General features: G+C 45.1%; 19 protein-coding genes. 7 read left to right on the top strand and 12 right to left on the bottom strand.

Annotated elements, in window-relative coordinates:
* Positions 1 to 11: 11 nt before the first annotated feature.
* Complete coding sequence (locus HMPREF0240_RS21045; RefSeq protein ID WP_009005419.1) at positions 12 to 1,292, bottom strand: extracellular solute-binding protein; 1,281 nt, start codon at positions 1,290 to 1,292, stop codon at positions 12 to 14.
* A gap of 215 nt (positions 1,293 to 1,507) precedes the next feature.
* Between HMPREF0240_RS21045 and HMPREF0240_RS21040 the strand changes: the two genes are divergently transcribed.
* Both HMPREF0240_RS21040 and HMPREF0240_RS21035 read left to right on the top strand, forming a co-directional pair.
* Positions 1,508 to 3,307: a sensor histidine kinase gene (locus HMPREF0240_RS21040; protein WP_009005418.1), complete on the top strand. Its 1,800-nt coding sequence runs from the start codon at positions 1,508 to 1,510 to the stop codon at positions 3,305 to 3,307.
* Complete coding sequence (locus HMPREF0240_RS21035; protein ID WP_009005417.1) at positions 3,282 to 4,862, top strand: response regulator; 1,581 nt, start codon at positions 3,282 to 3,284, stop codon at positions 4,860 to 4,862. Before HMPREF0240_RS21040 ends, HMPREF0240_RS21035 begins: the two co-directional genes overlap by 26 nt.
* 196 nt (positions 4,863 to 5,058) lie before the next feature.
* Here HMPREF0240_RS21035 and HMPREF0240_RS21030 read toward each other — a convergent pair whose 3' ends face one another.
* Complete coding sequence (locus tag HMPREF0240_RS21030; RefSeq protein ID WP_009005416.1) at positions 5,059 to 7,200, bottom strand: bifunctional diguanylate cyclase/phosphodiesterase; 2,142 nt, start codon at positions 7,198 to 7,200, stop codon at positions 5,059 to 5,061.
* 425 nt (positions 7,201 to 7,625) lie between these two features.
* Between HMPREF0240_RS21030 and HMPREF0240_RS21025 the strand changes: the two genes are divergently transcribed.
* Positions 7,626 to 8,213, top strand: coding sequence for an NAD(P)H-dependent oxidoreductase (locus HMPREF0240_RS21025; protein ID WP_009005415.1), 588 nt, complete (start codon positions 7,626 to 7,628; stop codon positions 8,211 to 8,213).
* Positions 8,214 to 8,247: 34 nt separating this feature from the next.
* Positions 8,248 to 8,553, top strand: a complete 306-nt coding sequence (locus tag HMPREF0240_RS21020) for a DUF6465 family protein (protein ID WP_278245616.1) — start codon at positions 8,248 to 8,250, stop codon at positions 8,551 to 8,553.
* 410 nt (positions 8,554 to 8,963) lie between these two features.
* Here HMPREF0240_RS21020 and HMPREF0240_RS21015 read toward each other — a convergent pair whose 3' ends face one another.
* Both HMPREF0240_RS21015 and HMPREF0240_RS21010 read right to left on the bottom strand, forming a co-directional pair.
* Positions 8,964 to 9,803 (bottom strand): MerR family transcriptional regulator, encoded by an 840-nt coding sequence (locus tag HMPREF0240_RS21015; protein WP_009005413.1) that lies wholly within the window; start codon positions 9,801 to 9,803, stop codon positions 8,964 to 8,966.
* A 482-nt stretch (positions 9,804 to 10,285) separates the two neighbouring features.
* The gene (locus tag HMPREF0240_RS21010) at positions 10,286 to 11,206 is read right to left on the bottom strand and encodes an AraC family transcriptional regulator (protein ID WP_009005412.1); all 921 of its coding nucleotides are present in this window, start codon (positions 11,204 to 11,206) and stop codon (positions 10,286 to 10,288) included.
* A 211-nt stretch (positions 11,207 to 11,417) separates the two neighbouring features.
* Here HMPREF0240_RS21010 and HMPREF0240_RS21005 point away from each other — a divergent pair, with 211 nt between their 5' ends.
* The gene (locus HMPREF0240_RS21005) at positions 11,418 to 12,542 is read left to right on the top strand and encodes a PTS transporter subunit EIIC (protein ID WP_009005411.1); all 1,125 of its coding nucleotides are present in this window, start codon (positions 11,418 to 11,420) and stop codon (positions 12,540 to 12,542) included.
* A gap of 169 nt (positions 12,543 to 12,711) precedes the next feature.
* Here the strand turns inward: HMPREF0240_RS21005 and HMPREF0240_RS21000 are convergent, their stop codons facing one another.
* From HMPREF0240_RS21000 to HMPREF0240_RS20990, 3 genes are all read right to left on the bottom strand, one after another.
* The gene (locus HMPREF0240_RS21000) at positions 12,712 to 14,121 is read right to left on the bottom strand and encodes an amidophosphoribosyltransferase (protein WP_009005410.1); all 1,410 of its coding nucleotides are present in this window, start codon (positions 14,119 to 14,121) and stop codon (positions 12,712 to 12,714) included.
* A 124-nt stretch (positions 14,122 to 14,245) separates the two neighbouring features.
* Positions 14,246 to 15,037 (bottom strand): tyrosine-protein phosphatase, encoded by a 792-nt coding sequence (locus tag HMPREF0240_RS20995; RefSeq protein ID WP_053058738.1) that lies wholly within the window; start codon positions 15,035 to 15,037, stop codon positions 14,246 to 14,248.
* A gap of 124 nt (positions 15,038 to 15,161) precedes the next feature.
* Complete coding sequence (locus HMPREF0240_RS20990; protein WP_009005408.1) at positions 15,162 to 15,836, bottom strand: Crp/Fnr family transcriptional regulator; 675 nt, start codon at positions 15,834 to 15,836, stop codon at positions 15,162 to 15,164.
* 133 nt (positions 15,837 to 15,969) lie between these two features.
* Between HMPREF0240_RS20990 and HMPREF0240_RS20985 the strand changes: the two genes are divergently transcribed.
* Entirely contained in the window at positions 15,970 to 16,671 is a 702-nt protein-coding gene (locus HMPREF0240_RS20985) for a 4Fe-4S binding protein (protein ID WP_009005407.1), read from the top strand.
* Between the two features lie 579 nt (positions 16,672 to 17,250).
* Here HMPREF0240_RS20985 and HMPREF0240_RS20980 read toward each other — a convergent pair.
* The gene (locus HMPREF0240_RS20980) at positions 17,251 to 18,015 is read right to left on the bottom strand and encodes a MerR family transcriptional regulator (RefSeq protein ID WP_009005406.1); all 765 of its coding nucleotides are present in this window, start codon (positions 18,013 to 18,015) and stop codon (positions 17,251 to 17,253) included.
* Between the two features lie 289 nt (positions 18,016 to 18,304).
* Here HMPREF0240_RS20980 and carB point away from each other — a divergent pair, with 289 nt between their 5' ends.
* Positions 18,305 to 21,523, top strand: coding sequence for a carbamoyl-phosphate synthase large subunit (gene carB, locus HMPREF0240_RS20975; RefSeq protein ID WP_009005405.1), 3,219 nt, complete (start codon positions 18,305 to 18,307; stop codon positions 21,521 to 21,523).
* 267 nt (positions 21,524 to 21,790) lie between these two features.
* Here the strand turns inward: carB and HMPREF0240_RS20970 are convergent, their stop codons facing one another.
* From HMPREF0240_RS20970 to HMPREF0240_RS20955, 4 genes are all read right to left on the bottom strand, one after another.
* Positions 21,791 to 22,516 carry a hypothetical protein gene (locus HMPREF0240_RS20970; RefSeq protein ID WP_009005404.1) on the bottom strand — a complete coding sequence of 242 codons (726 nt, stop codon included), beginning with the start codon at positions 22,514 to 22,516 and terminating at the stop codon, positions 21,791 to 21,793.
* A 1-nt stretch (position 22,517) separates the two neighbouring features.
* Positions 22,518 to 23,378 carry an ABC transporter ATP-binding protein gene (locus tag HMPREF0240_RS20965; RefSeq protein ID WP_035314488.1) on the bottom strand — a complete coding sequence of 287 codons (861 nt, stop codon included), beginning with the start codon at positions 23,376 to 23,378 and terminating at the stop codon, positions 22,518 to 22,520.
* A complete protein-coding gene (locus HMPREF0240_RS20960) occupies positions 23,359 to 23,742 on the bottom strand; it encodes a GntR family transcriptional regulator (protein WP_009005402.1) in 384 nt (127 codons plus the stop codon). Before HMPREF0240_RS20960 ends, HMPREF0240_RS20965 begins: the two co-directional genes overlap by 20 nt.
* Positions 23,743 to 23,971: 229 nt before the next feature.
* The gene (locus tag HMPREF0240_RS20955) at positions 23,972 to 24,892 is read right to left on the bottom strand and encodes an aldo/keto reductase (RefSeq protein ID WP_009005401.1); all 921 of its coding nucleotides are present in this window, start codon (positions 24,890 to 24,892) and stop codon (positions 23,972 to 23,974) included.
* Between the last annotated feature and the right edge of the window lie 1,050 nt (positions 24,893 to 25,942).

The following is a 25,942-nucleotide window of genomic DNA, read 5'->3' as shown; positions in this document are numbered from 1 at the left end:
ACCTGTTCTTTTTATTGTGCATCCATTAACCGCTGATATTCTGTATCCCAGCTGTCAAGCTCTTTCGAAACATCTGCTCCGTTAAATGTATTCTGATGGGATTTATCCATAAAGGACTGCATTCCTGACGGCACGATATAGTCACCTGCAGTCTGATTAATCTCACATTTCACTTCATATCCGTCAAAGTTTTCAAGGAAGTCTGTTGTAACAGGTCCCATTTCATATGTAACTGGCTCTTTTGTGGTAGAGAACAGTCCGTCACATGCCAGCCAGTCTGAATATGGCTGTGTATTTTCGCCATAGATGTATTTCAAAAATGCCCATGCTGCATCCTGATTTTTGCTGTCTTTATATACACCCCAGGATGAAGTGTTTCCAATTGCTATTTTGCTTCCGTCCATTGTCGGGACAGCAAATACACCAAAGTCTTCATTTCCTGAACTATCCAGTGTTGCATTCATCCAGGCACCGTCAATCAGCATCGCAGCTTCCCCTTTCAGGAATGCTTCAGAACACTGGCTGTAGCTTAGGGATAAAGCACCTTCATAATAATATCCTTTTTTCACCATGTCCTGATACTCGGTCATTACTTTCTTGGTTACATCATTGTTCCATTTATACTTGCCTTCTGACAATCCCTGTACAAAATCCGGGTACGCTGCCTGCACCTGAGTGTCGCCTTCTGCTACCCAGAACATTGCTCCTGTTGCCCATGTATCACCAGTGCCGCCGCACATAAGCGGTACTTTGCCTGCATCTTTAATTGTCTGGCACACCTTCTGGAATTCATCCCAGGTTTTCGGCTCTTCTAATCCGAGCTCTTTGAAAATAGCTTTATTGTAGTAGCATTGTCCTTTGTACTGTACACTTGCAGGTATTGTCGTAACCTTTCCGCCGTACTCAATCAGCAGATCCGGGTTAAACAGCTCCTGTACGTCTCCCGGTACTTCAGCAAACACATCCATGGATGCCAGATTAGAAGCCTCCACTACAATATCCGGGAATTCTCCGCTGTTCAGCATGGTTCTCCAGAATGCCGTACGGTCATCACCGCTGGCAAGCACCTTTTCCACCTTAATTTCCGGATGCTCTTTTTCGAAAGAATCGATCATACCGCCCCAGATCTCTGAGGTAATATTATCTGTTTCGAATACACCAAGTGTGATCGTTGTCTGATCCTCTTTTACGGCCTTGTCTGAGTCTTCCGCTTTTTTTCCGCATCCCGCCAATGATGTAACTGCCAGGCATCCAACCATTGCCAATACTGCCAATACTCTTTTCTTATTCATTTCCTTCCTCCTTTTGTTTTGTTACATTTATTATATTTCATCAGCTTTGTAACCACAATTTCAATAATTATAAATATATTTCAAAAACAACACCCTAAAAAAATACTCTATTTTACTTATTATAGATTTCATTCAAAAATAATAAACTTTATTGCAATCGCATTTCATTTATTATAGAATTAATTTACAAATCATACACTAAGGAGCTGTCAGCTATGAAATATAAAATACGTTTACAGAATTCCAGTATTTTTAAAAAAATATCTTTTCTGACAGTACTTGTCGTCCTGGTGATTTCTTTTCTATTAACCGGGCTTCTTTTAACACAGCTTTCACAGAATATTCATGATAAAAACCGTCTTCTGGTTCAGGAGGCAACAGGTAAGGTTTTTACCTTCTTTCAGGATTCATACAATATAACTTATAACCAGAGGACTCTTCTGCATTCCACCGGATATATTGCCGACAGTATCGCTTCCACCCGCAGCAACCCCTCTGACATCTATAACCCTGAGCACCTCACTAAGATTACTGATTATATGGCTGCTCTTACCTATTCCAACTCAAGATTAGATGATGTAATTCTTTTTACTGCGGACGGAGAAAACCGCTTTTCCTACTCCGCCAAAAGCGGACGCAAGGTCTATCTTGGTTTCGACTTTAACGAGCTTTCCTATATCCAGGATTTTAAAGACTCCCCCGAGGTTATCACTGAGATCTATGATTCTGCCCCTCCCTACCTGACAATCTCTACATCCAAGGCTTCGGAGCCTACCATCACCTTCATTGCAAAGATTTTTGATATGAGCCTGCCTTCAAAACAATTCCCGCTGGGTTATCTCATGTTTAACTATTCTCCTGCAACAGTTGATGCAACCTATAGCGAAATCATAGAGGCGTCTGACGGCGACTACTTCGTGCTGAATGAGGGAAACCAGGTGATCTACAGCAATTCCGCCGAAAGAATCGGGCACAGGTTTTCCAGGGAATGGGCACCCGATATGGACATCGTCTATCAGAAGACAATCAGTCTTTCAGGCCTGCAGGTAATTGGCTCAGTATCTGACTATAAATTACAGCAGAAAACCGCTGATCTCGTAAGGCAGTCCATCCTGCTTACCGTATGTGGGATACTCTTGATTATTGTTGTGATTATTATACTGCATCATCACTATGCAAAAAAATTTCAGCTCCTTGCATCTGCCATGGGCAGCATCAGCGGAGGCGATTTTTCTCTGCAGCTTCCGGTAAATTCAGAGGATGAAATCGGTTATCTAAGCCGTACTTTTAATACAATGAGCAGCACACTGAACGATTATATCAATAAGAATTATCTGGCTGAGACGCAGCGCAGGACCGCCGAACTCTATGCACTGCAGGCACAGATCAATCCGCATTTTCTCGCCAATACCATAGAAAGCATCCGTATGCGTGCTTTGGAAAACGATGATTATGAAGCCTCCGAGATGCTTCAGGAACTTGGGCACCTCTTCCGCTGGATGGTGCAGTTTAATCAGGATATCGTCTATATAGAAGACGAACTTGAATATATCGGCTCTTATCTGGATTTACAGAAGTTCCGTTTTCCTGACAGGCTCTTTGTTGATATTGACCTTCCATCAGACATTTATTATTATGGGATCCCCCGTTTTACGCTGCAGCCAATTATAGAAAATGTACTTTCACACGGCTCACCTGTGCTTCGTCCACTCGAGATTCATATCCTTTTTACCATCCCGGACGAGGTTCTCACAATAACAGTAAAGGATAACGGCCCTGGCATCAATGAAACGGATCTTAATAACCTAAATGCACATATCCGCGGAAGTAAGACATTCCCTGAATTTGGTGTTGCCCTGCGCAATATCCACACCCGCATACAGCTTCTGTTCGGAGAACATTACGGTCTTCAGGTAAACAGTACCTACTGCCAGGGTACTACCGTCACAATCACACTGCCGGCAAAACCAAAAAAGGAGTTGGAAGATTATGTACAAACTACTCATCGCAGATGATGAAGCCTTTATCCGCACAGGATTACATTCCCTCATAGAATGGGAAGTCTATGGCATTGAGATTGCAGGGGAAGCAGAAGACGGCATGAAGGCTTATCTGGCAATCAAATCCCTTAAACCCGATCTTGTGCTTGTAGACATCTCCATGCCTAACATGACCGGGCTGGAGCTGATGGAGCTTTGCTCCCATCTGGAATCGTCTCCCACGTTCATTATCCTGAGTGGATATAATGATTTCCAGTATGTCCAGAAAGCCATGCAGCTCGGTGCCATTAATTATCTGCTGAAGCCCGTCAATCAGGATGAATTAACACAAACCGTGATCTCGTCTGTGAAGCTTCTTGATGACCTGCACGCGCACCAGCAGCAATTTCAGGAAAGTCTGGAATCCCTTCGCAATAACGTTCTGGTCCGGGTGCTCCGCAACCGGATTGATTCCCGTGAATTGCGTGAGAAATGTCAGATAGTAAGTGTCTCTTTACATTGCAGCCATATGCATGTTGGAGTCTTAAAACTGTTGGTGAAAGAAAAGGGGGCAAAGTCCTCGAATGAGAGCAGGGTTAAAATCTCCCCTTCACAGGATGCGCTCGGACGCTGCCAGGAAATTTGTTCCAGGCTCTGCCAATGTTATGTCGTTTCTGATACGGCTGATGTCATCGCTGTCATCTTTAAAGATCCTGCTTATACGCTGAAAGAAGAAGACTATCTTACCGCACTAAAATCCTGCTCTGACATACTTCTTGAAGAAATGCAAATGGCTGCCATCTTTGCACTTGGGATGGAAGCGAATCATTTACAGGAAATTTCTGTTTCATATGATGACGCTGTCTCGAAAATAGAAAAATCACTCATACTTGGCACCTCCATTGAAACACAGGTTTTAGGCAGCAGTTTCTATCCATCCGTCAGCTATCCTGATTTCCTGAGGCATCTCGAAGCAGAAGAAAAAGACAAAATACAAGCGACCATCCATACTTACTTTACTGAAATTCTTGCTTCCGGAGATGGGGAAAATATGGATATCCTGAAGTATTATCTGATTGAGCTGGTAACCTATGTTCTTCATTCAAAATATATGGTGTCCTTTTCAGAAACGGAGATTACACAGAAAAAGCAAAACGCCTTTTCGATCATCAGCGGGACAGATTCCATATTGCAGTTAGAGGAGAAACTGAATATTTTCTTCCTGTCCCTGATGGAGCATGCTGCTGATGCAAGCATGGAGGGGAGCTATTCCTTTATGGTCCAAAATGCGCTTACCTATGTAAACAGTAATTATACAAACGATAACCTGTCTTTAAAAACGATTGCGGCTGAAATGGAAGTCAACGCCGCCTATCTGGGAAGAGAATTTGCACGGGAAACCGGAGAATTTTTCAATGATTATCTGAACCGCATCAGAATAGCCAAGGCACTGCATCTTCTTACTACCACAACCTGGAAGACGGCGAAAGTGGCTAATTCAGTCGGATTTGTGAATATCAGTTACTTCTTTACCATATTTAAGAAGATCACTGGACAGAGCCCGGGAGATTATCGGGCAACACATGTATAAGCATCCATACTGATTATTTATTTGTATTTCATTCCAGTTTACATCACAATTCCAAAGATTATATCTATCCCCTAAATTAAACAGGCTTCCTTAAATCTATAGAATGCCGTCTCCTGCCTGATTGTAACTATTAAAATGATCCGGCCCCCTGGCAGTTATAATTGCTGTCAGGGGACCGGATCATTTATGTTTTAAGTCATGAGTGTTTGCCGTATTTTTGGAAGAACTCTTTTTTGAGCAGGGGGTGGGAGAAGAGGAAACCCTGCCCCATGTCGCAGTTGAATCCTTTTAGGATGTCCATCTGTTCTTTGCTTTCGATTCCTTCTGCCGTGGATATTACTTTGTTCAGCTGACGGCACATTTCTATGGAATTTTCGACTACTACTCTTGCTTTTGGGTTGTCTTTCAGGTTGTCTACCAGACTTTTGTCCAGCTTTAGTTCAACAAAATCCATGTTTGATAAAATAGACAGGTTGGAGTATTGATAGCCGTAGTCATCCAGGGAAACAACAAAATGGTATTTTTCAAATTCTTTCATGAGTTCTTTCAATGCCGGAGGTTCCATTTTACTTATGCTCTCTGTAATTTCCAGTACGAGCAGTTTTTCAGGAACTCCGTATTTTTCCCTGATCTGTGCCAGATCCCGTACTATCCCGCGCTGCATCAGACTGATTCTGGAAAAATTCACGGATACTGGAACCGCTTCTGCCCCTGTTTCTATCCATTCTTTTAGTATCCCGCATACTTCCTCAAATGCAAAACGGTCCAGAAACTGTATGACGCCTTCCTTTTCATAGAGGGATATAAACTGTTCGGGCAGATAATAATCTCCGTCTTCCTTTTTTCGTCTTAGCAGAGCTTCGGCACCAACCATTTCTCCTGTATCCAGGTAGATCTTTGGCTGTAGAAAGACTTCGAAGTCCCCTTCCTTTATATCATTCACAAGCTGCCTTGCCGCTGCCCTGTGCTGTACGGATCTGCCTTCCAGCGTATTATCGTAGTAGATCTGCTTCTCCGTATACATCATCTTGTCACTGCCGCTAATGAGCTGATCCACATTAATATTCCCCTCCCCAAAATTCACTCCCATGGAGAAGTCACAGATACATTCATTTTGCGCATAATCTTTCAGGGCTTCAAACCGTTTATAAAATGCCTCTTTTGTCCCATTGATATACAGTGCAATAAACTCGTCTCCACCGATTCTGTATGCATACTCGGGAAAAGTCTGTTTCACTCCGTCTGCAACACTCTGAATCATCTTGTCACCGTAAGCATGTCCGAAATGATCATTTGCATACTTCAGCCCATTAATGTCACAGAAAACAACTCCCAGAGACCCGAGATCCAGCTTTGCCAGACTCTCCAGCTTTTCCATATAATAATTTCTGTTTCCCATTCCGGTAAGAACATCAATCCTGCTCATCTCTTCGAGTTTCATAATCATACGGCGCTTCTGGATTTCATTATATATAAAAAATGCAACTGACTGAAGCAGTTTAATATGTTCTGCCCCGCGTGTAGGATCATCTACGCCAATGAATCCATAGAGCAGCTTCTGCCCATCCTCGCCCCGAGAATCCGCGTCCCATATGGGCGCTGCCATCAGACAGCCTATTCCCTGCTGCTCAAGTATATCTGCTTCCGGAGCATTTTCCTCCGCTCTGCGTCTGACAGAAGGCAAGTGAACTGCACCATAATCGTGGAAAAGATCCATCCACTGCTTACTCACCTCTGCAGGAACACTCTGAAGATTCTCCTTTTGTGGTGTGATTCCTTCTCTGCACCATTCGTTTGTATTGACCAGTATATTCTTCTCATAATTGTATTCGAAAATGTATGCCCTGTCAGCCTGATAAAACTCTCCGATGATACGCAGCAGCCCATTCATGGACATATCGATATCTGAATTGTCAGTAAGCATATGAATACACTGGACCAGAGTCTCTTCAATGGAAAGCTGCCTTTCCAGATTCTTATGCAGCATCTCACTCTCGGTAATATCCACACAGATCTCCATACGGTACAAATGTCCTTCGATCTCAACCAGCTTATCCCTAAGGCTGTAATATCTGTTCAGCTTTTCGTTAAAATGTTTCCACGTATAGAACTTGTCCGTTGTCAAAAGAGCATTGGTACAGAATGAACACGGTGCACGCTGTCCCTGCAGCAGTTCATAGCAGCACCTTCCCTGGTAATCTTTACCCGGTTCTAAATCCAGGGTACCTTTCATTGCCTGATTCAGATAAATGATTTCATATGTCTCAGGATCTGATATATATATAATATTTTCACTTTCATCTACAATCACGGGATAAATCTTATCCTTCTCAATCATTTGTATTCACCTGTCTTCTTCATTCATCTCTGCAGACCAATCCGCAGCCGCCGGTTTTCCCGGCTCTTTTATACCCGCAGACAGCGGGCTCGTGCCATGCCTGCATGGCTCTGACTGCTGCCACAACGGGGGGTGGGCTTGTAATCGTCATTTCCTCAAACTTCTTGCTTCATTATACAATACTTTAGCGGGATTTGATACTAAAAACTATAGGTGTTTCAGCCAATATTTCACATCACTGTTCCCAAACCGCAAAGGGCAGCCTGAGATTGGCTGCCCGCCTTTTCCGGCCGCCGAAAGCGTACAGATCAGACCGTCTTAAAAAGACAATTGATGGAACGAGGGGGCACATTTTCTTCTGCTCTGTGATATAATACTATTACTTTTTATTACGAAACGAATTGATTATATAATGGAGGATATTTATGAAATTGCTATTTATTAATTCCTGCGTAAGAGAACAGTCCAGAACACTGCAGTTGTGTGAAACATATATGGAACGTTTTTCAGACGAATGGGAGATACAGGAAGTAAATTTACAGAAAGAAAATCTCATACCGTTTACGGACCAGATGCTCAGCAAACGTAATGAAGATATAGAAAACCTTGATTACTCAGATCCAGGTTACCAGTATGCCAAAGATTTTGCACAGGCGGATGCGGTTCTGGTAGGAGCACCTTATTGGGACCTCTCTTTTCCGTCCTCGCTGAAGGTCTATTTCGAGCATATCTGTGTAAATGGAATTACATTCGGATATACAAAAGCAGGACTCCCGGCCCCCATGTGCCGTGCAAAGGAACTCATATATATCACAACCTGCGGTGGTTATATTGGAGCGCAGAATTCGGCGGTCCAGTATATAGAGAATTTATGCAGTATGTTTGGTATCGAACAGACACGTATCTACAGCGCTGAAGGTCTGGATATCGCTGAAAACAATGCGGATCAGATCATGGAAGAGACCAGAGAAAAATTACGGCAGCAGCACCTTTTCCCAGATAGTGATTTTTGACTTCTTTGCCGAAAAGTACTATAATTCATAAGACATTACAAAAAGGGAGCAGACAAAGATGAGCAAAAGAATTGATAAGAAAAAACTGAAGAAACAGACAGAAACAGCTGCGTGTACGGTTGCCGCCGCACCTTGCGCACAAGAAGATGCCGGCAGAATAAACTTATATATTCAGTATCAGGACCAGGAATATCGGGCAGATAAAATCATAGAAAAGGTCAAAGAAAACTGCAGGATGAAGGGGATATTGGAGGCGGAGGAAATTTCCATATATCTTAAACCGGAGGAACAGAAGGCTTATTATACATGCAGCGGTAAAAGTGGGGGCATAGAGGTCTAGGGGCGATTTACTTGATAGGTGGCACGGGGGCGCTTTGCGGAAGGGGAAATGGGAGGGGCGCAAAAGCCCTGTCCTGTTTTGCTGGACGGTCCGCGGGCTGACCAGCAGTAAGAGGAAAAACAAAGGATTGCAGGGAATCAGAGACATTCACCGTTTAAGCCGATGCTTAAACGGCTCAGGTCTCTTTGGAAATTGCTTTGGTGAGCAATTTCCATCCCTGCAATCCTTTGTTTTTCCTCTAACTGCTGGTAGGCCCGCTCTATGTCCTGCAAAACAGGACAGGGCTTTTGCGCCCCTCCCATTTCCCCTTCCGCAAAGCTGGGTGCATCAGGTCGGATGGTGAATCGCTCCTGATGGAGCTCAGACGGGAGTGCGGGCGGAGTTGGGCTGGGATTCACGGGACTTTTTTGTTATTTGTAATAGGTTTCTATTGCTTTGGCAAAGTATTCTGCTGAGCCTTCTCCGTATCTTTGGTCTGTTATGGAGGCCTGATCGGTTTTGTAGCTTGAGGCTATTGTTTGCATGATTCCTGCTTCGTTTTTCATTTGGTAGAGTTGCTTCATTAGACGGGCGTATTCGGATATTATTTTTTGGATGGGTGGGGCGTCTGTGGGAAGGTCTTTTTGGGCCGACAGGTTTTTTAGGAGGGCATCAGTTTTTTTCTCGCATTCTCGGACGGCTTCAGGGGAAGGGGGATTGAGCATGGCATCGAGGGCTTTTTCTTTGTCTCCGAACCATTGGATCCATTTCTGATAGCCTTTCTGCATGTCCTCTTTTGAGGCACGCTCGATGTAGTGTTTCTTCCACTGCTCTATCCCGCCCCATTCCCGGATGATACTTTCCCTCAGAAAGTCCGGCATGTGGTTAATCGTGGACTGGCAGATTGCCTCGATTTCGGACCGGTTAAATACTTCAAAATCCATCTTATTTTCTCCTTTCAGAATATCATCAATACTGGCAATCAGACGCTCCATCCGTTCCTTCTTGCTCACCAGCATCTTCCTCTGCATCTGCAGAATATCCCGTTTCCCAAGAGACGGATCATTCATAACATCCCGGATCTCCTTCAGCGGAATATCAAACTCCCGGAAAAACAAAATCCGCTGCAGCGTCTCCAAAGCCTCATCATCATAAAATCGATACCCGGCCTCACTCTTAACCGTAGGCTTCAAAAGCCCAATCTCATCGTAATAATGCAGTGCACGCACACTAACCCCCGTAATTTTCGAAATCTCCTTCACTGTCTTCATCCCCTTCATCCCTCCTGTCCACCCAAATAGTCACTCGCATAAACAATTCACTCCCGTCCCCATAAAAGTTAAGCACTGCGATCTATAAATATCATACCCTATAACGTTCCGTCAGAGTCAATAGTTTTTTACCATTTTATCAATTTCCCCCCAGCAGCCATCCTACCGCCTTAGGCCCCCCAGCCTGCGCTACTCGGGAGGGAAAGCTTTGCGGGGAACCTGTCCGATGTTTTCCAGAGCATAGAACGCGCGATTAGAGCCCGTTACATCAAATCGGGAGACTCGCATGGGCAGGCTTTGCTTCCGAAGCAAAGCCTGAGACGGCCTGAGCTGTGTAATCCATCAGGATTACACAGTGAATGCCGTTGATCCCATGCGAGTCTCCCGATTTGATGTTACGGGCTCTTCGCAAGTGGAAAGCTCCGGAAAACATCGGACAGGTTCCCCGCAAAGCTTTCCCTCCCGGGCAGCGCAGGCGTCCCCTATTCCCACATCCCGCCCCCTTGATTTACTTTCTCTTTCTGCCTCCGATATTCCTGCGGCGTGCATTTCATCATACCGCGGAATACTTTAGTATAATAACTCTGGCTGTCAAATCCCACCATCTCAGCCACCTGCATGATACTGTAATCCTTCTGGTCCAGAAAATCCAGGCTCCTTTTGATCCTGTACTTTTTCACATATTCCATAGGGCTCTGCCCCACCTGTCTTTTAAACATTCTGCAGCATTCTGTATTGCTGATGCTGCACGCATCTGCAATGTCTGACAGGTAAATTTTCCCACCCATATGTTCCCGTATGTATTTCACTGCTTTGTAGATCAGTTCATCTTTGGTATCTTTCTCCGGCTGGACGGGCCTGCTGCACAGCACATTTTCATACAGAATCCGCCAGCACCTTAGCAGCGTCATCTGCAGGTCAAGTTCATACCCTTTGGCCTGGGCCTCAAATATCCTATCTGCCTCGAAGACAGCTTTTATATATTCTTTCTGCCAGGCTTCCTCCCCTGACAGGCAGATGTCTAAGAACGTTTTATTTCCCGCAAAGTAAGGATAAATATATTTTTTAGAAATTCGGCCTTCATTACTGTACCCAAGCAGCGACGGATGAAAAATCATGACCAGATATCTGCATTCTTTCATTTCTTTCCGCCTGTATGAATGAAGGACATTTCCGTTTACCAGAACCCCCTGCCCCTCAGACAGCATATACTCTGAATTTTCTCCGATATAATCCAGACATCCTTCCAGGACAAGAATAAATTCCAGTTCAATATGCCAGTGTGACAGCACTTCTCCGTCACGGTAATCGGAAATACGCCTTTCGTATATATAGAACGCAAAGTCCTCATCAAGAAACATTCCCGTCTCCATTTTATCCTGGTTTCTTTCAATATGTTCCATAAACGTCCCTCACAATCAAATATAATCACTGCGCTGTTCCTGCTGCCAAACCTGTACCATATTATGACCGTAGGATACTCCTGTGTCCGTCTCCTGCAGTCTCCACACCGTCTGGTAAGATTTTTATAAATTCTGTGCGGATTGTTATATATTTCTGCACTTTATTTTATTATAATCACAATTAGGAAGAAAAGAAAGAGGGGAATAAGTTATGAAGAGATTTGGCGTAAATCATCTGTTTTCCAGAATATTTGAAACAATTGCAGCCTGTATGAAACCTATTATTCCACTTCTTATGGCAGCAGGTTTTATAAAACTTTTGAATATTCTGCTCGGCTATACACCGTTGTTTACCGTTTATCCTCAAACTGAGATAATTCTGGCAGCAGTCAGCGATGCCACCTTTTATTTTCTGCCGATTTTGGTGGCTTACTCATCGGCCTGCCATTTTAAGGTCAATCCCCTGTTCGCCATGGTGTCTGCAGCGGTTCTCCTGCTGCCGGATCTTATTGAACTTTTGAACTCACAGGAAAAGATCCAGTTTCTGTTTCTGCCTGTATACAAGGCTTCCTATGCCTATTCGGTATTGCCTGCTATGCTTCTGGTGTACCTGATGTCAAAGCTGACCGGCCTGCTTGAGAAAATATCTTCGAAAACATTCCAGTCATTTTTTATGCCGCTGGTTACTGTTTTGCTGACTTCAATGATCGGAATCTTATTCGTAGGTCCGCTCTGTACAATCGCAGGAAATGGGATTTCAACGTTTATTTTTACACTGCAGGATTTAAATCCAGTACTATCCTGGGCTGTTTTTGCAGCACTCGCACCGTTCCTGACAATCACCGGAACGAGCTGGATCTTTACGGCTATTGTACTTGAGAGTCTGGGAAATACCGGACAGGACATCGGTTATCTGGTCAGCTTCTTTGTCTGCACCATGGCCATTGCCGGTGTGGCTCTGGGAGCATTTATCACGGAACCTGACTCTCCTGACCGTCCCACATATCTCTCTGCGGCGCTTGTAGCACTGTTTTCCGGCGTATCGGAACCGACACTGTACGGGATCTGTATTCCGAAAAAGTCCCTGCTTGCTGTTACGGTTACGGCCAGCTTTTTAGGCGGTATTTATCAGGGGATCTTTACACCATGTGGTACGGTATATTCTTTCCCCTCCGTATCAACCGTGCTTATGTTTTATCAGGAAGGGAACCCGGCCAACCTGTTCCATGCGGTCGTAGCAGCGGCCATCGGTTTTATAGCAGCGCTTTCCATCACGATAGCCGTCAAATATGTTCCCAAACTGTTTGTCCGTAAACAATCCGCGGTCAGCTCCTGATCCGAATCTGTTTTACACATTCGACTCAGTAACATATATTTTCTTTATTTATAAAAGCATGCGGCAGACAGATTGCACAATTTCTGATTTTACATTATATGCCCAAAAAAGCCGCGCACGTAAGTTTTCATACTTCGTGTGCGGCCTCACCTTTTTCAAATCGATGCTTCTATTCTTTTCCGTCAAAGCAATATGTGCAGAGTTTACATGGAGACAGTCCTATAGATTCCACCAGATCGTCCAGCCTGTGGTAGCGCAGTGTTGTAAAGTTCTGGCGTCTGCGTACTTCCTCTACCATCTCATTGTATCGGCTGCAGGAGGGGTTTGCATACTCTTCCAGCACTTCCTGAGTTACTTCCTCTTCTCTTTCCTGAATGATCCTTCTTGTTATCAGATCAAGTTCGGACTTGGAACGGGAAAAATTCAGATATTTACATCCAAACAGCAGCGGAGGACAAGCGGGACGCACATGCACTTCTTTAGCACCGCTCTGATACAGGAACTCGGTTGTCTCATGGAGCTGGGTTCCCCTCACGATAGAATCATCAATCAGCAGTAATTTCTTATTCTCTATCAATGCCTGTACCGGGATCAGTTTCATCTTGGCAATCAGACTCCTCTGGTTCTGGTTCGTCGGCATAAAGGAGCGCGGCCATGTTGGTGTATATTTGATAAACGGTCTTGCATAAGGTATGCCTGATTCATTTGCATATCCGATGGCATGCGCGATTCCGGAATCCGGCACTCCCGCAACGATATCCGGTGATACAGTGTCCCCGTCCCTTTTCGCAAGCATGCTTCCGCATTTGTAGCGCATCTCTTCGACATTGACCCCTTCGTAGGAAGAAGTCGGGTAACCATAGTATACCCACAGGAAGGAACACATCTTCATCTCCTCCCCCGGAGGGCTTACCGTCTCAACACTCTCCGGTGTGATAAATACAATCTCCGCAGGCCCAAGTTCCTTATATTCGGTGTAGCCCAGATTGATATAGGCAAAATTTTCGAAAGAAACGCAATGAGCATCTTCTTTTTTGCCAACCACGAGCGGTGTACGTCCATATCGGTCTCTCGCCGCATACAGTCCGTCAGTTGTCATCAGAAGCAATGTCATGGAACCATCCACAAGCTGCTGAACGTATCGGATTCCTTCTACAATCGAATCCTTTTTGCAGATCAAAGATGCAATCAGTTCCGTCGCATTGATCTGCCCGCCGCTCATCTCCTGAAAATGTGTATGTCCATTTTCATATACTTTTGACAGGAGCTCCGGCATATTATTCACTTTGCCGACCGTGGTGATTGCAAAGCTTCCCAGATGGGACTGGATCAGCAGCGGCTGCGGTTCGTAATCTGATATACAGCCGATTCCAAGGTTGCCTTCGAGTTCCTCTACATCTTTCTCAAATTTGGTACGAAATGGCGAATTCTCGATATTATGAATCGCACGCTGAAATCCGTCCTTACCAAATGTTGCCATCCCACCTCTTCTTGTTCCCAGATGTGAATGATAATCCACACCATAAAACAACTCTAACGTACAGTCCGTTTTTGAAGCTACACCAAAAAAGCCTCCCATTTTTTTGTCTCCTTCTACAGTAAATTTCTGAATATAACAGGCAGCGCCAAAAAGCCCTCTCCTCACATCCTGTTTCCGCAACCAGTTTAACACATACTGATTCCCAACGTAAAGACCGGGATGATCAGTTTTCCAAATATTTATTTCTAAGCTGATTCTTTTCCTCATCTCCAAGCAGGATCCGGCTGCGCAGATATTCGTCCATGGAACCATACTCCTGATCAATTACATCCAAAGCCTTTACCAGGTGTTTCACTTCCGCTCCGGCCGTGGACCGGGCGGCCTGTACGGCTTCATCGCCTAATCCTTTGCTTCTTAAAAACTGCTCCATGGCTTTTATATTGTCCTTGTAATAGTGATTGGTCTTCTCATAATCTTCCAGGATAACACCACGCTCCACACCAAGTGCGGACAACACCAGCACAGAGCCGAATCCGGCCCGGTCTTTTCCTGCTGTACAGTGCCACAGGACCGCGCCCTGTTCATTTTCTAAAAGAATCCTGAAAAAGCGGGCATACGCCTTCTGGGAAAACGGGGTAGTGGCAATCTCCACATACATATCTGCCATAGCACCGCTCTGTAAGTACTTCAATGCCTCAGCCGCTGTGAATGCACCGCTCGCTGCGGCTGCAGCCATGCTCCCGTTTTCTTCATCCAGAACCGGCACATGATAATTCTTCACCCCTGCTATCTCCGGGTCCGGTGCCTTATCTCTTTCAAATGAAGTTCTGAAATCTATAACTTCCGCCAGGCCAAATGTCTCTTTCAGCCTCTTGAGGTCCTTTGGCAGCGCATCCGCCAGTTTCCCGGTCCGCAAAAGCCTGTCCATTTTTATTTTCCTGTTATCAGCCCCAATGTATCCTCCAAGCTGCCTTGCATTTCCAACGCCGGTAAGCCCAATTGATTTTAATTCCATATGATTCCTTCTCAGCCTCCTGTTTCCGCCACATTTTTTCACATCGTATTTTATTATAGGTAACAGTTCAGGCTTGCCTGAACTGTTACTATTATAGACCATTTCCTGCCCCCGCACAAGATTCTTACAAGCCGCTTTCCTCTGCCTGCCGAAGTATGAAATGATTCTTATGATAGCTCAGCAGCCCGTCCTTCTGCATTTTTGAAAGCTCATTGGAAAGCGCGCTTCGGTCTACCGCCAGATAGTCCGCCAGCTGCTGCCGGTTAAACGGAACTTCGATCTCTTTTTTCCCCTGCTTCACCGCCTCTGATGAGAGGTAGGACAACAGCCTTTCGCGAATAGATTTCGGTGTAATATGATTTATTTTCTGCGCCAGATTCAGATTCTTGGATGCCATAATCATGAGCAGGTTGCGGACAAGCCTGGCGTGATGGCTGCAGGAGGACGCGCAGCTCTTAATCACCTTCCCCACATCCAAAAACAGCACCGTAGACTTCGTTGTCGCGATGACATCTGCCATCATAGGAGCTTTCTGGCTGCAGGCATACGTCTCCGCAAAAACTTCCCCCGGCAGTATATGTCCGATAATATTTTCATTTCCCCAGATATCCGGCCTCACAATATTCACGCCGCCCTCCAGAAGCAGTCCCATCCGCTCTATGCACTGACCCACATGATAAATGACTTCGCCCCTGGAGTAGGACTTCTCCTGTGCTCCCAGACATCCCAGCATCGCTTCTGCGTCCTCCACGCTAACCCCCTCAAACAACTTGGTGCCTGCAATAAAATTGTAATCCATAAATTTTCTCCATTTCGTTGTGATAACAACATTTATTCTTCTTAAAGTATAGTACAATGCCAGTATAGACACAAGGATAACTGTTCATGGTTCTGAGCGTTACGTACAAAACAATCAAACAGGAGGAATTCAAATGATACGTAAAATAATTGAAATAAACGAAGAAAAATGCAACGGATGCGGATTATGTGCCGAAGCCTGTCACGAAGGAGCAATCGGCTTGGTCAACGGAAAAGCCCGCCTGCTGAGAGATGATTACTGCGACGGCCTGGGAGACTGTCTCCCCACCTGCCCTGCAGATGCCATCAGCTTCGTGGAACGGGAAGCCGCAGCATACGATGCCGAAGCAGTCAAAGCCAATCAGGAGCGCAAAAAAGCTGCTCCTCTCCCCTGTGGCTGCCCGGGCACACAGGCAAGAGAACTAAAACCTCACGTTTCACCGAAGGTCTCCCCGCATGCCCCGGCCCCCGCAGAATCCCAGCTTCGCCAGTGGCCGGTCCAGATCAAACTCGTCCCCATCCAGGCTCCATATTATGAAGATGCAGAACTGCTCATAGCCGCTGACTGCACCGCATACGCCTACGCAGACTTCCACCAGGATTTCATGAAAGGCAAGATCACCCTCATGGGCTGTCCCAAACTCGACAGCGTAGATTACGCCGAAAAACTCACCGAAATCCTCCGGCAGAATACCATAAAAAGCCTCACCGTCGTACGCATGGAAGTACCCTGCTGCGGAGGAATAGAACAGGCAGTAAAGACCGCACTCAAAAACAGTGGAAAACTAATCCCCTGGCAAGTAATTACATTGTCTACTCGGGGAGAGGTTCTGTAGAAGGGGGGCGCAGCGTGAACCGGACATAGGGGTGGCTGGAAACGGGGTTTGACTGTAAGATAGAGTAAAGTAAAAGAGAAGGAAAACCGGGGCAACCTGGCCACATCGTCCGAAGCCCTGATGGCTTCGCACGCTGGGGCCAGGAGAATGTAATTTGGAAATTACATTTTTTGCCCCGGTTTTCCTTCTCTTTTACTTAACTCTATCTAACAGCCAAACCACGCTTCCTGCCACCCCTATGTCCGGTTCACGCTGCTGGGCTCATCAAATCGGAAGACTCGCTCCCCCCGGTGGGGGGACTCAGACCGGAGAGGCGGATGGGGCAGTATTCCAGATACTGTACTGGAAAGGTTACGAAAATCTGATCTTCCTTTCTGATAGCTGCAATATCCGCTGCCGCCTCGGATGGCAGAAGTATTACCTTTCAGTCGCAATCTACATGGATAAGAAAACCGCATCCCCCTTCTGGCAGTTGCAAAATCCGCACATCCACCACCATCCGCCGCCCCCGTCGATTCCTCCCCATGCTGCGTTGACTCCCGTCTGGATGCGCCCAGCCTGCCTGGGATGGCGTCCCTCCTACCCCCGTTCAACCCAGCAAACAATCGCCTTCTTGAGGAACTCTGCGCAGCCGGTTATGTCTTTATCATAATACGCTGTAAACCGGGGATCTGCCACATACATTTCAGCTATTCCGATATGCCCCTGCGGCGTATACTGTTTCCAGTTCATTCCCAGCCATTCTTTGTGGAGACGCACGATGTTTCCCGCCCGCTCGCTTTCCGGGCTTTCGCCGTCTTTTACGGCTGCGTTTAACTCTTCGCGGATCTCATTTTCCAGGCTTTTCAGGCGGTCGTACTCTGCTTCTGTCATGTTCAGCATACTTTTGTTGGATTCCTCCACCTCTTTTTCTCCGTATTTGCTGCGGATCTCTTCTCCGTATTTTTCTTCGTTGTTCTTTATCATCTCTTTTTTAAATGATTCAAATTTTTCTGCGTTACTCATTGTAATTTCTCCTTTCATTGACGCAATTGTCTTTCTTACGGCAGTGATCATATTGTCCAGTCTGGCCTGCTGTAATTCCAGGTCTTCCAGATGCTCGTGGAGTGCGGACATGATGTCAAAGTCGTCACTTTGTATGATCGCGGCAATCTGCTCCAGCTTCAGGCCTCTCTCTTTGTAAAATAAGATCTGCTGCAGCAGCTCCAGCTCTTTTTCGCTGTAATAGCGGTAGCCGGATTCCCGTACACATGACGGTTTGAGAAGACCTATTTTGTCATAGTACCGCAGAGTACGTGCACTGATACCTGCGATTTCCGATAATTGTCTGATACTGTATTCCATATTCATTTCCTCCTGCCGTGATATGAATATAACAGTTGACGCTGCGTCAAAGTCAATAGTAATTTATAATTTTTAATTTTTATTTATTTTCTTCTATATTTATTATAACAACTTATTACAGGTTATCATGCTTCTTTATATACATGTCTATTGTAACCCGAAATTTTACAATAGACCAGCATCTTGTTGATAAATTGCTTTACTTCTCCCCCCTTTCTCTACTATAATGTTCTTTGACAGGTAGAGCCTATTATATAAATTTATTTTAAAATACACAGGAGGGCAAGTTATGTCACAGAGAACAGACATTCACAAGGTACTGATTATTGGGTCAGGCCCAATCATCATCGGACAGGCATGCGAGTTTGATTATTCCGGTACTCAGGCTTGTAAGGCACTGAAAAATTTAGGATATGAGATTGTATTGGTCAATTCCAACCCTGCAACTATTATGACTGATCCCGAAACAGCGGACGTCACTTACATTGAACCACTTAATGTGGATAGACTTGAACAGATTATTGCAAAGGAACGTCCCGACGCGCTGCTTCCCAATCTTGGCGGCCAGTCTGGACTGAATTTATGTTCAGAGCTTGCTGCAGAAGGAATTCTGGATAAATATAAGGTTGAGGTTATCGGCGTTCAGGTTGACGCAATCGAGCGCGGCGAGGACCGGATCGAATTCAAAAAAGCAATGAATGAACTTGGCATAGAGATGGCACGCAGCGAGGTTGCCTATACCGTAGAGGAGGCCCTCGATATTGCGGATGATCTGGGATACCCTGTCGTGCTGCGCCCTGCTTATACAATGGGCGGTGCCGGCGGCGGCCTGGTGTACAACAAAGATGAGCTGAAGACGGTATGCGCCCGCGGCCTGCAGGCAAGCCTTGTAGGACAGGTTCTGGTAGAGGAATCTATCTTAGGCTGGGAAGAACTGGAGTTGGAGGTTGTCCGCGATAAAGAAAACAACATGATTACGGTATGCTTTATTGAAAATATTGATCCGCTTGGTGTGCACACCGGAGATTCTTTCTGTTCCGCACCTATGCTTACGATCTCCGAGGAATGCCAGAAACGCCTTCAGGACCAGGCTTACCGGATTGTAGAGTCTGTGCAGGTTATCGGCGGGACGAATGTACAGTTTGCGCACGATCCTGTCAGCGACCGGATTATTGTTATTGAAATCAATCCGAGAACATCCCGTTCCTCAGCGCTTGCATCCAAGGCTACCGGTTTCCCGATCGCGCTCGTATCTGCTATGCTGGCTACAGGCCTTACTTTAAAGGATATTCCGTGCGGCAAATACGGCACACTGGATCAGTATGTTCCGGACGGAGACTACGTTGTAATCAAGTTTGCCCGCTGGGCATTCGAGAAATTTAAAGGTGTAGAAGACAAGCTGGGAACCCAGATGCGTGCTGTCGGTGAAGTCATGAGCATCGGCAAGAACTACAAAGAGGCTTTCCAGAAAGCCATCCGAAGCCTGGAGACCGGCCGTTACGGACTGGGACATGCAAAAGATCTTGATCAGAAGACGAAAGAAGAACTATTGCAGCTTCTGATTACCCCGTCCAGCGAACGTCATTTTATTATGTACGAAGCGCTTCGCAAGGGTGCTTCTATAGAAGAGATCCACGAAATCACCAAGGTAAAGACCTATTTTATAGAGCAGATGAAAGAGCTGGTCGAGGAAGAAGAAGCACTGCACCAGGAAAAAGGAAAACTTCCTTCCGATGAAAAGCTCACTGCAGCTAAAAAAGACGGTTTTTCCGATAAGTATCTGAGTCAGATCCTTGAGATTCCGGAGGCAGATATCCGAAACCGCCGTATTGAGATCGGCATAGAAGAAGCCTGGGAGGGCGTGCATGTAAGTGGTACCAAAGACAGTGCCTACTACTACTCCACCTACAACGCTGAGGATAAGAACCCTGTCAGCACCGAAAAGCCAAAGATTATGATTCTAGGCGGAGGTCCGAACCGTATCGGACAGGGCATCGAATTCGACTACTGCTGTGTACATGCCTCTCTGGCGCTGAAAAAACTGGGATTCGAAACGATTATTGTAAACTGTAACCCAGAAACAGTTTCCACAGATTATGACACCTCCGACAAGCTGTATTTTGAGCCTCTGACACTGGAGGATGTATTAAGCATCTATAAAAAAGAAAAACCACTGGGTGTAATCGCACAGTTCGGCGGACAGACTCCTCTGAACCTGGCTGCAGACCTGGAAAAGAATGGCGTGAAGATTCTGGGGACCGCTCCATCCGTCATTGATCTTGCCGAGGACCGCGATCTGTTCCGGGAAATGATGGAAAAGCTGCAGATCCCAATGCCTGAATCAGGAATGGCTGTCAATGTGGAAGAAGCAATTTCTATCGCACAGAACATCGGCTATCCGGTTATGGTACGTCCGTCTTACGTATTAGGCGGCCGCGGCATGGAAGTTGTATATGACGATAAAAGTATGGCGAATTACATGGCAGCTGCCGTAGGTGTCACTCCGGACCGCCCGATCCTGATCGACCGTTTCCTGAACCACGCACTGGAGTGTGAAGCGGACGCAATCAGCGACGGTACCCACGCATTTGTCCCTGCTGTCATGGAGCATATCGAGCTTGCCGGTGTACATTCCGGTGACTCCGCATGCATCATCCCATCCGTACATATTTCTGAGGAAAATGTAAAAACAATCAAAGATTATACAAGAAAGATCGCAGAAGAAATGCATGTCAAAGGTCTTATGAACATGCAGTACGCAATTGAGAACGGCAAAGTATACGTACTGGAAGCCAACCCGCGTGCATCCAGAACGGTTCCTCTTGTGTCAAAGGTCTGCAACATCCGTATGGTACCGCTTGCGACTGATATCATTACTTCAGAGATCACAGGCAGACCGTCACCGGTGGCCGAACTAAAGGAGCAGAACATCCCGAATTACGGTGTCAAAGAAGCCGTATTCCCGTTCAACATGTTCCCGGAGGTAGACCCGGTACTCGGACCTGAGATGCGTTCAACAGGTGAAGTTCTCGGACTTTCCGCATCCTATGGAGAAGCATTCTACAAGGCGCAGGAAGCAACCCAGACCAAACTGCCGCTGGAAGGAACCGTATTGATCTCCGTCAGCAGAAAAGACAAGCCAGAGGTTGTGGAAATCGCAAAGAGCTTTGCAGAGGATGGCTTCAAGATCATTGCTACAGGAACTACTTATGACCTCATCCGCGAAAACGGAATCGAGGCCGAAAAAGTAAAGAAAATGTATGAAGGCAGGCCAAATGTCCTGGATCTGATTACCAATGGAAACATTGACTTAATCGTCAATACTCCGGTCGGAAAAGACAGCATCCATGATGACAGCTACCTCAGAAAAGCAGCAATCAAAGCCAAAATCCCTTATATGACCACCATGGCTGCGGCACGCGCAACGGCTAAGGGTATCAAATACATAAAAGAACATGGAGACGGAGACGTAAAATCACTCCAGGAACTCCACGGGGAAATCTCTTAGGGTGGATACTGAGTTGAAAAGGCTTTGCAGATATGAGAAAACGAACGCACCCGGAAGATTTTGTATCGGTTAATATAGCCTTATTTTACCGAAAAAATATATAATAGAAAAGCCCAAATTTTAGATACATCTGACCTGCCGGACACCATCCTGATGGATTTTGCCCGGCAGGTCAGATGTTTTCTGTGATCACTGCCACCTTATTTTATCTTAAAAGGAGATGGGACACGCGCCTTACAGCAAATCCGCAAGGATGTGTTTAAATTTTTATGATTTGAGTTCTATGCGGCGGATAACCGCATAAGATCCTATTCCCAATACAACCACAAATAAAAGTAAAGTCAGGACAGGGAACAGATAAATAATTGTTCCATCCGGCATAAATCCCATTGCTTTCGCGGCAGTTTCTATGATTTTATTTACCGCCTCATTTGACAGAACATATTGAAATACGGCAGTAATCAGTAATACGGTGCCGCCAAGTGCAACCCCAAGACAAATTGATAAAGTCTTTCCGATTTTATATATGACAAGTATTGCCAAATACAATAAAACACAAATAAACATATATAAAAGAAATAGCCAGAGCCAGCTTATAAAAATATTATCATATCCGTAAATACTTCCAAACAGTGTTGTATAACCATATACTATATGCCGTAAGATATTTCCTGCAGCCGTGTCAAAAAGTGCCATTATCCCGGACATAAATACGAACAGAGAAACCGTAGAAATAAAGATATATTTACGCATAAAGCCGTTTTGTATCAGCATTTTAAAATCTTCTGTCATACCTAATATACTTACAATACCAACATAGATAAATGTGTTTGTTTCCAGGCAGCTTACGCCTAACCGTTCTGTACTTCCTGTGCTAATTGAAAGAATTGCATAGATCAGTGCAACGATTGCATACTGTATTGCATAGAAATACCAGATATACTTAAATGAAGTAGAACACTCATATCGGATAGCTTCTTTTAATTTACCCATATTAATTTCCCCCTTTCTCCGTCAGCTTGACAAACAGTTTCTGTAAATTCATAGCTGTAATCTGTAAATGGCTCCCATGCGGCAGCGGTGATTTTTCTCCTAATATATAGGCCAGCTTCAAATTACCCAATTCATCGTTTCCAATCACGTTTTTATCCCGGCAGTAGCTGACAACCTCCTGTTCCGGGCCGGAAACACAATAACCGGTTCCTAACAATGTATCTACACTTTCCTGAAGCAAAACTTTTCCTTTGTCGATTAAAACAACCTCTTCAATAATATTTGCGATTTCTTCAATCAAATGTGTTGCGATAATGATTGTTCGTTCGTTATTCTCATAGTCTTTTAAAAGCAGATCATAAAACAATTCCCTGTGGTTTACGTCCAGCCCTAATACCGGCTCATCAAATACAATATATGGTACATTAAGAGCTAAAGCTGCTGTCAGCTTAAAAATTGACTGATAGCCCTTTGATAATGCCTTAAATCTCTTGTTCGTATCCAGATTAAATTTTCTTGAAATATCAAACGCTTTTTCTATATCAAAGCTGTCATAAAAACGGCTGATCCACTTAAACTGGTCCTTAACTTTCAAACTGGTATCGTATAAATCCACTTCGCTCATACAGAAAATCTTTTCGTGTACTTCCATATTTTCTTTTGCTGAAACTTGATCAATAACAACTTCTCCTTCATCAGCAAAAATTCTGTTTGCCATAATATTGATGAGAGTAGATTTGCCGGCTCCATTTCTCCCCAAAAATCCATATATCTTCCCGTACTCAAAAGAAAACGAAACATTATCAAGTGCTGTAACACCTTTGTATCTCTTTGTAATATTCTTAATTAGAATTGAGTTCATGGTCATAGCCCCTTTCTATCAGCGTGATAATTTCTTCTTTTGACATTTGCAGTTTTGAAGCTTCCTCGAGCAGCGTTGCAATGTACTGATCATAAAATTGATTTTGCCTTTTTTGGCGTATCTTTATAACTGCACCCTCTTTTACGAACATTCCCAGCCCTCTTTTCTTATAGATGATTTCCTGGTCAACCAGCATATTCATTCCTTTTAGAACCGTATGGGGATTTATATTCAACAGTACAGATATTTCATTCGTTGAAGGAATTTTTGTTTCCTCCGGATAGATTCCTGTGAATATAGAGTCCTCCAGCTGTTCTGCAATCTGAATGAAGATAGGCTTATCAATATTGGGATTAATATACAACTCTATCCCTCCTTTCAGTTTGCATGTTTGTTAGTCAAGTAACTAACTACATCTCCCTTATAATATATCCATTTTCCCAAATGTTGTCAATGATTTTTCAGAAATTTATTTTTTATTAGTAAAAAAAAAGAAAGTATGCAAATCGGTGAAGAAATGCACACTTTCAATAATGATAATACTATTTTCACTCGTTGTCCTGATACCGTATATACCACTGAAGCGTCCCCCTCTAAGGAAGTAAATGCCCCGCACTCAAATAAATCTGATACCACTCTTCACGCGTCAGGGTGATTTCGCTTCCGAGTGCGATCTCTACCAAGCGTGTCAGGTTTGTGGTTCCTGCGATCATCTGTATATGCGCCGGATGCCTTAAGATCCAGGATGTTGCTATGGTTGTCGGCGTTACATCGTAGCGTTCCGCCAGTTCCTCCAGCAGCTGGTTGAGTTCCGGATATTTGTCACTTCCAATGAATACGCCCTCGAAGAAGCCGTACTGGAACGGGGACCAGGCCTGGATCGTCATGTCTTTCAGGCGGCAGTAATCCAGAATGCTCCCGTCACGGTCAACGGCTCCATCGGTCAGCATATTGACCTCCATTCCATTTGCAATCATATTGGAAAATGGGACACTGAACTGGAGCTGGTCTGTTACGAGATCCTGCTTTACATATTTTTTCAGTAATTCTATCTGCATCGGTTTATGGTTTGATACTCCAAAATTCCTTACCTTGCCGGATGCATTGAGCAGATCAAAGGCTTCTGCAACTTCTTCGGGCTCCACAAGGGCATCCGGACGATGGAGCAGCAAAACGTCCAGATAATCTGTATTCAGCCTCTTCAGACTGTTCTCCGCGGATTTTATAATGTGCTCTTTTGAGAAATCATACATAACGCCGGGGATAATACCGCATTTGGACTGCAGTATAATATCCTCTCGCCTGAATTCTGTTCTCTCAAACGCCTCTGCAAACAGCGTTTCGCATTTTCCGCTTCCGTAGATATCTGCGTGTTCAAAAAAGTTTATTCCCAGTTCCATGCATTTATTGATATAATTCTCCAGACCTTCTTCATCCAGACCGTTGATTCTCATACATCCAGCCGCGATTACAGGAACTTCAAGGCTGCTGGTCCCCAATGTCATTCTTTTCATCTCTTGTATCCTCCCGCACATTATAATAATCCCAGAGTGTGTCTGATTGTTTTCTTCACCTTGAGATAAACAAAAGACCCAACGAATTCCGCCTTGGGAAGCGTCATGTTGGGTTCTGTTTCTATCATTATATGCTCTGAAAAAGAACTTCGTCAAGGACTTTGGGACAAATATCGGGATTTAGTTCACGCGCTTTAGTTGCGGGAACGGATGGGGGACGCTTAATGACAGGGATGCCGGGAAGGTACTGGGGCTGTATATGCCGTTGCGATATGCACCCGTGCTGCCAACTGCTCCTAGGGCACCCACTGCCGGCCAGGCGGGTACGCAGAACACATCACGGGAAATCTGAGGATTTCCCGCGCTGGGTTCTGCAAAAACTTGATTTGGTGATCAAGTTTTTCCCCGCCTGCCCGGCAGTGGTTGTCCAAGGAGCAGTAAGCGCACTCCAGCATTTCGCAACGGCATATACAGCCCCAGTACCTCCCCGGCATCCCTGTCATAAAGCTGGCTCATCCGGACGGTAGGAAAGGGCTCGTTACCCGGAGGGGATCCCGGACCGGAGCAACGGATCTGGACTGACGGCGCGTAATCGTTCATCTGCAAGAAGGGACTTAGTGTCGCTTGCCGGAAAGAGATTCATTATATTAAATATACCGAAAAAACCCATATTTGAATCTACTGGGGATATGAAAGTTACACCAATTCTATTCCATCCGCTGTCCCGGTCTGGGATCCAACCGGGGAAAGAGTTCTTTCCTATCGGCGGATGAACCTAGCTTACCGTGAGCCGGGACGGACTGTGAAAAGTACCTGTCCTGTTGGAAATGCTTTTAGCGAGCATAGCGGCAGTTAGAGGAAAGCCGTGAAATCAGTCAGAAAAAATCTGCTTCCGAAGCAGATTTTTAGAACGCCTGAGGCGTTTAATCATCAGATTAAACGGTGAATGCGTTCGGTTCTGACTGATTTTGCGGATTTCCTCTTACTGCCGCTTAGCGCAGCGGCTGTATTTCCAACAGGACAGGTGCTTTTCACAGTCCGTCCCGGCTC

This window comes from Clostridium sp. D5 (assembly GCF_000190355.1).
Lineage (GTDB): Bacteria > Bacillota > Clostridia > Lachnospirales > Lachnospiraceae > Faecalicatena > Faecalicatena fissicatena_A.
The sequence above is the reverse complement of the archived record's forward strand: the minus strand, read 5'-3'. Positions and strand labels throughout refer to the sequence as shown.

What these genes read in the sequence shown, in the direction of transcription:
- HMPREF0240_RS21045 (WP_009005419.1), bottom strand. Translation starts at nt 1,292, where the DNA reads ATGAATAAGAAAAGAGTATTGGCAGTATTGGCAATGGTTGGATGCCTG.
- HMPREF0240_RS21040 (WP_009005418.1), top strand. Translation starts at nt 1,508, where the DNA reads ATGAAATATAAAATACGTTTACAGAATTCCAGTATTTTTAAAAAAATA.
- HMPREF0240_RS21035 (WP_009005417.1), top strand. Translation starts at nt 3,282, where the DNA reads ATGTACAAACTACTCATCGCAGATGATGAAGCCTTTATCCGCACAGGA.
- HMPREF0240_RS20970 (WP_009005404.1), bottom strand. Translation starts at nt 22,516, where the DNA reads ATGGGTAAATTAAAAGAAGCTATCCGATATGAGTGTTCTACTTCATTT.
- carB (WP_009005405.1), top strand. Translation starts at nt 18,305, where the DNA reads ATGTCACAGAGAACAGACATTCACAAGGTACTGATTATTGGGTCAGGC.
- HMPREF0240_RS21000 (WP_009005410.1), bottom strand. Translation starts at nt 14,121, where the DNA reads ATGGGAGGCTTTTTTGGTGTAGCTTCAAAAACGGACTGTACGTTAGAG.
- HMPREF0240_RS21010 (WP_009005412.1), bottom strand. Translation starts at nt 11,206, where the DNA reads ATGGAACATATTGAAAGAAACCAGGATAAAATGGAGACGGGAATGTTT.
- HMPREF0240_RS21025 (WP_009005415.1), top strand. Translation starts at nt 7,626, where the DNA reads ATGAAATTGCTATTTATTAATTCCTGCGTAAGAGAACAGTCCAGAACA.
- HMPREF0240_RS20990 (WP_009005408.1), bottom strand. Translation starts at nt 15,836, where the DNA reads ATGGATTACAATTTTATTGCAGGCACCAAGTTGTTTGAGGGGGTTAGC.
- HMPREF0240_RS21015 (WP_009005413.1), bottom strand. Translation starts at nt 9,803, where the DNA reads ATGAAGACAGTGAAGGAGATTTCGAAAATTACGGGGGTTAGTGTGCGT.
- HMPREF0240_RS21030 (WP_009005416.1), bottom strand. Translation starts at nt 7,200, where the DNA reads ATGATTGAGAAGGATAAGATTTATCCCGTGATTGTAGATGAAAGTGAA.
- HMPREF0240_RS20980 (WP_009005406.1), bottom strand. Translation starts at nt 18,015, where the DNA reads ATGGAATACAGTATCAGACAATTATCGGAAATCGCAGGTATCAGTGCA.
- HMPREF0240_RS20995 (WP_053058738.1), bottom strand. Translation starts at nt 15,037, where the DNA reads ATGGAATTAAAATCAATTGGGCTTACCGGCGTTGGAAATGCAAGGCAG.
- HMPREF0240_RS21005 (WP_009005411.1), top strand. Translation starts at nt 11,418, where the DNA reads ATGAAGAGATTTGGCGTAAATCATCTGTTTTCCAGAATATTTGAAACA.
- HMPREF0240_RS20985 (WP_009005407.1), top strand. Translation starts at nt 15,970, where the DNA reads ATGATACGTAAAATAATTGAAATAAACGAAGAAAAATGCAACGGATGC.
- HMPREF0240_RS20955 (WP_009005401.1), bottom strand. Translation starts at nt 24,892, where the DNA reads ATGAAAAGAATGACATTGGGGACCAGCAGCCTTGAAGTTCCTGTAATC.
- HMPREF0240_RS20965 (WP_035314488.1), bottom strand. Translation starts at nt 23,378, where the DNA reads ATGAACTCAATTCTAATTAAGAATATTACAAAGAGATACAAAGGTGTT.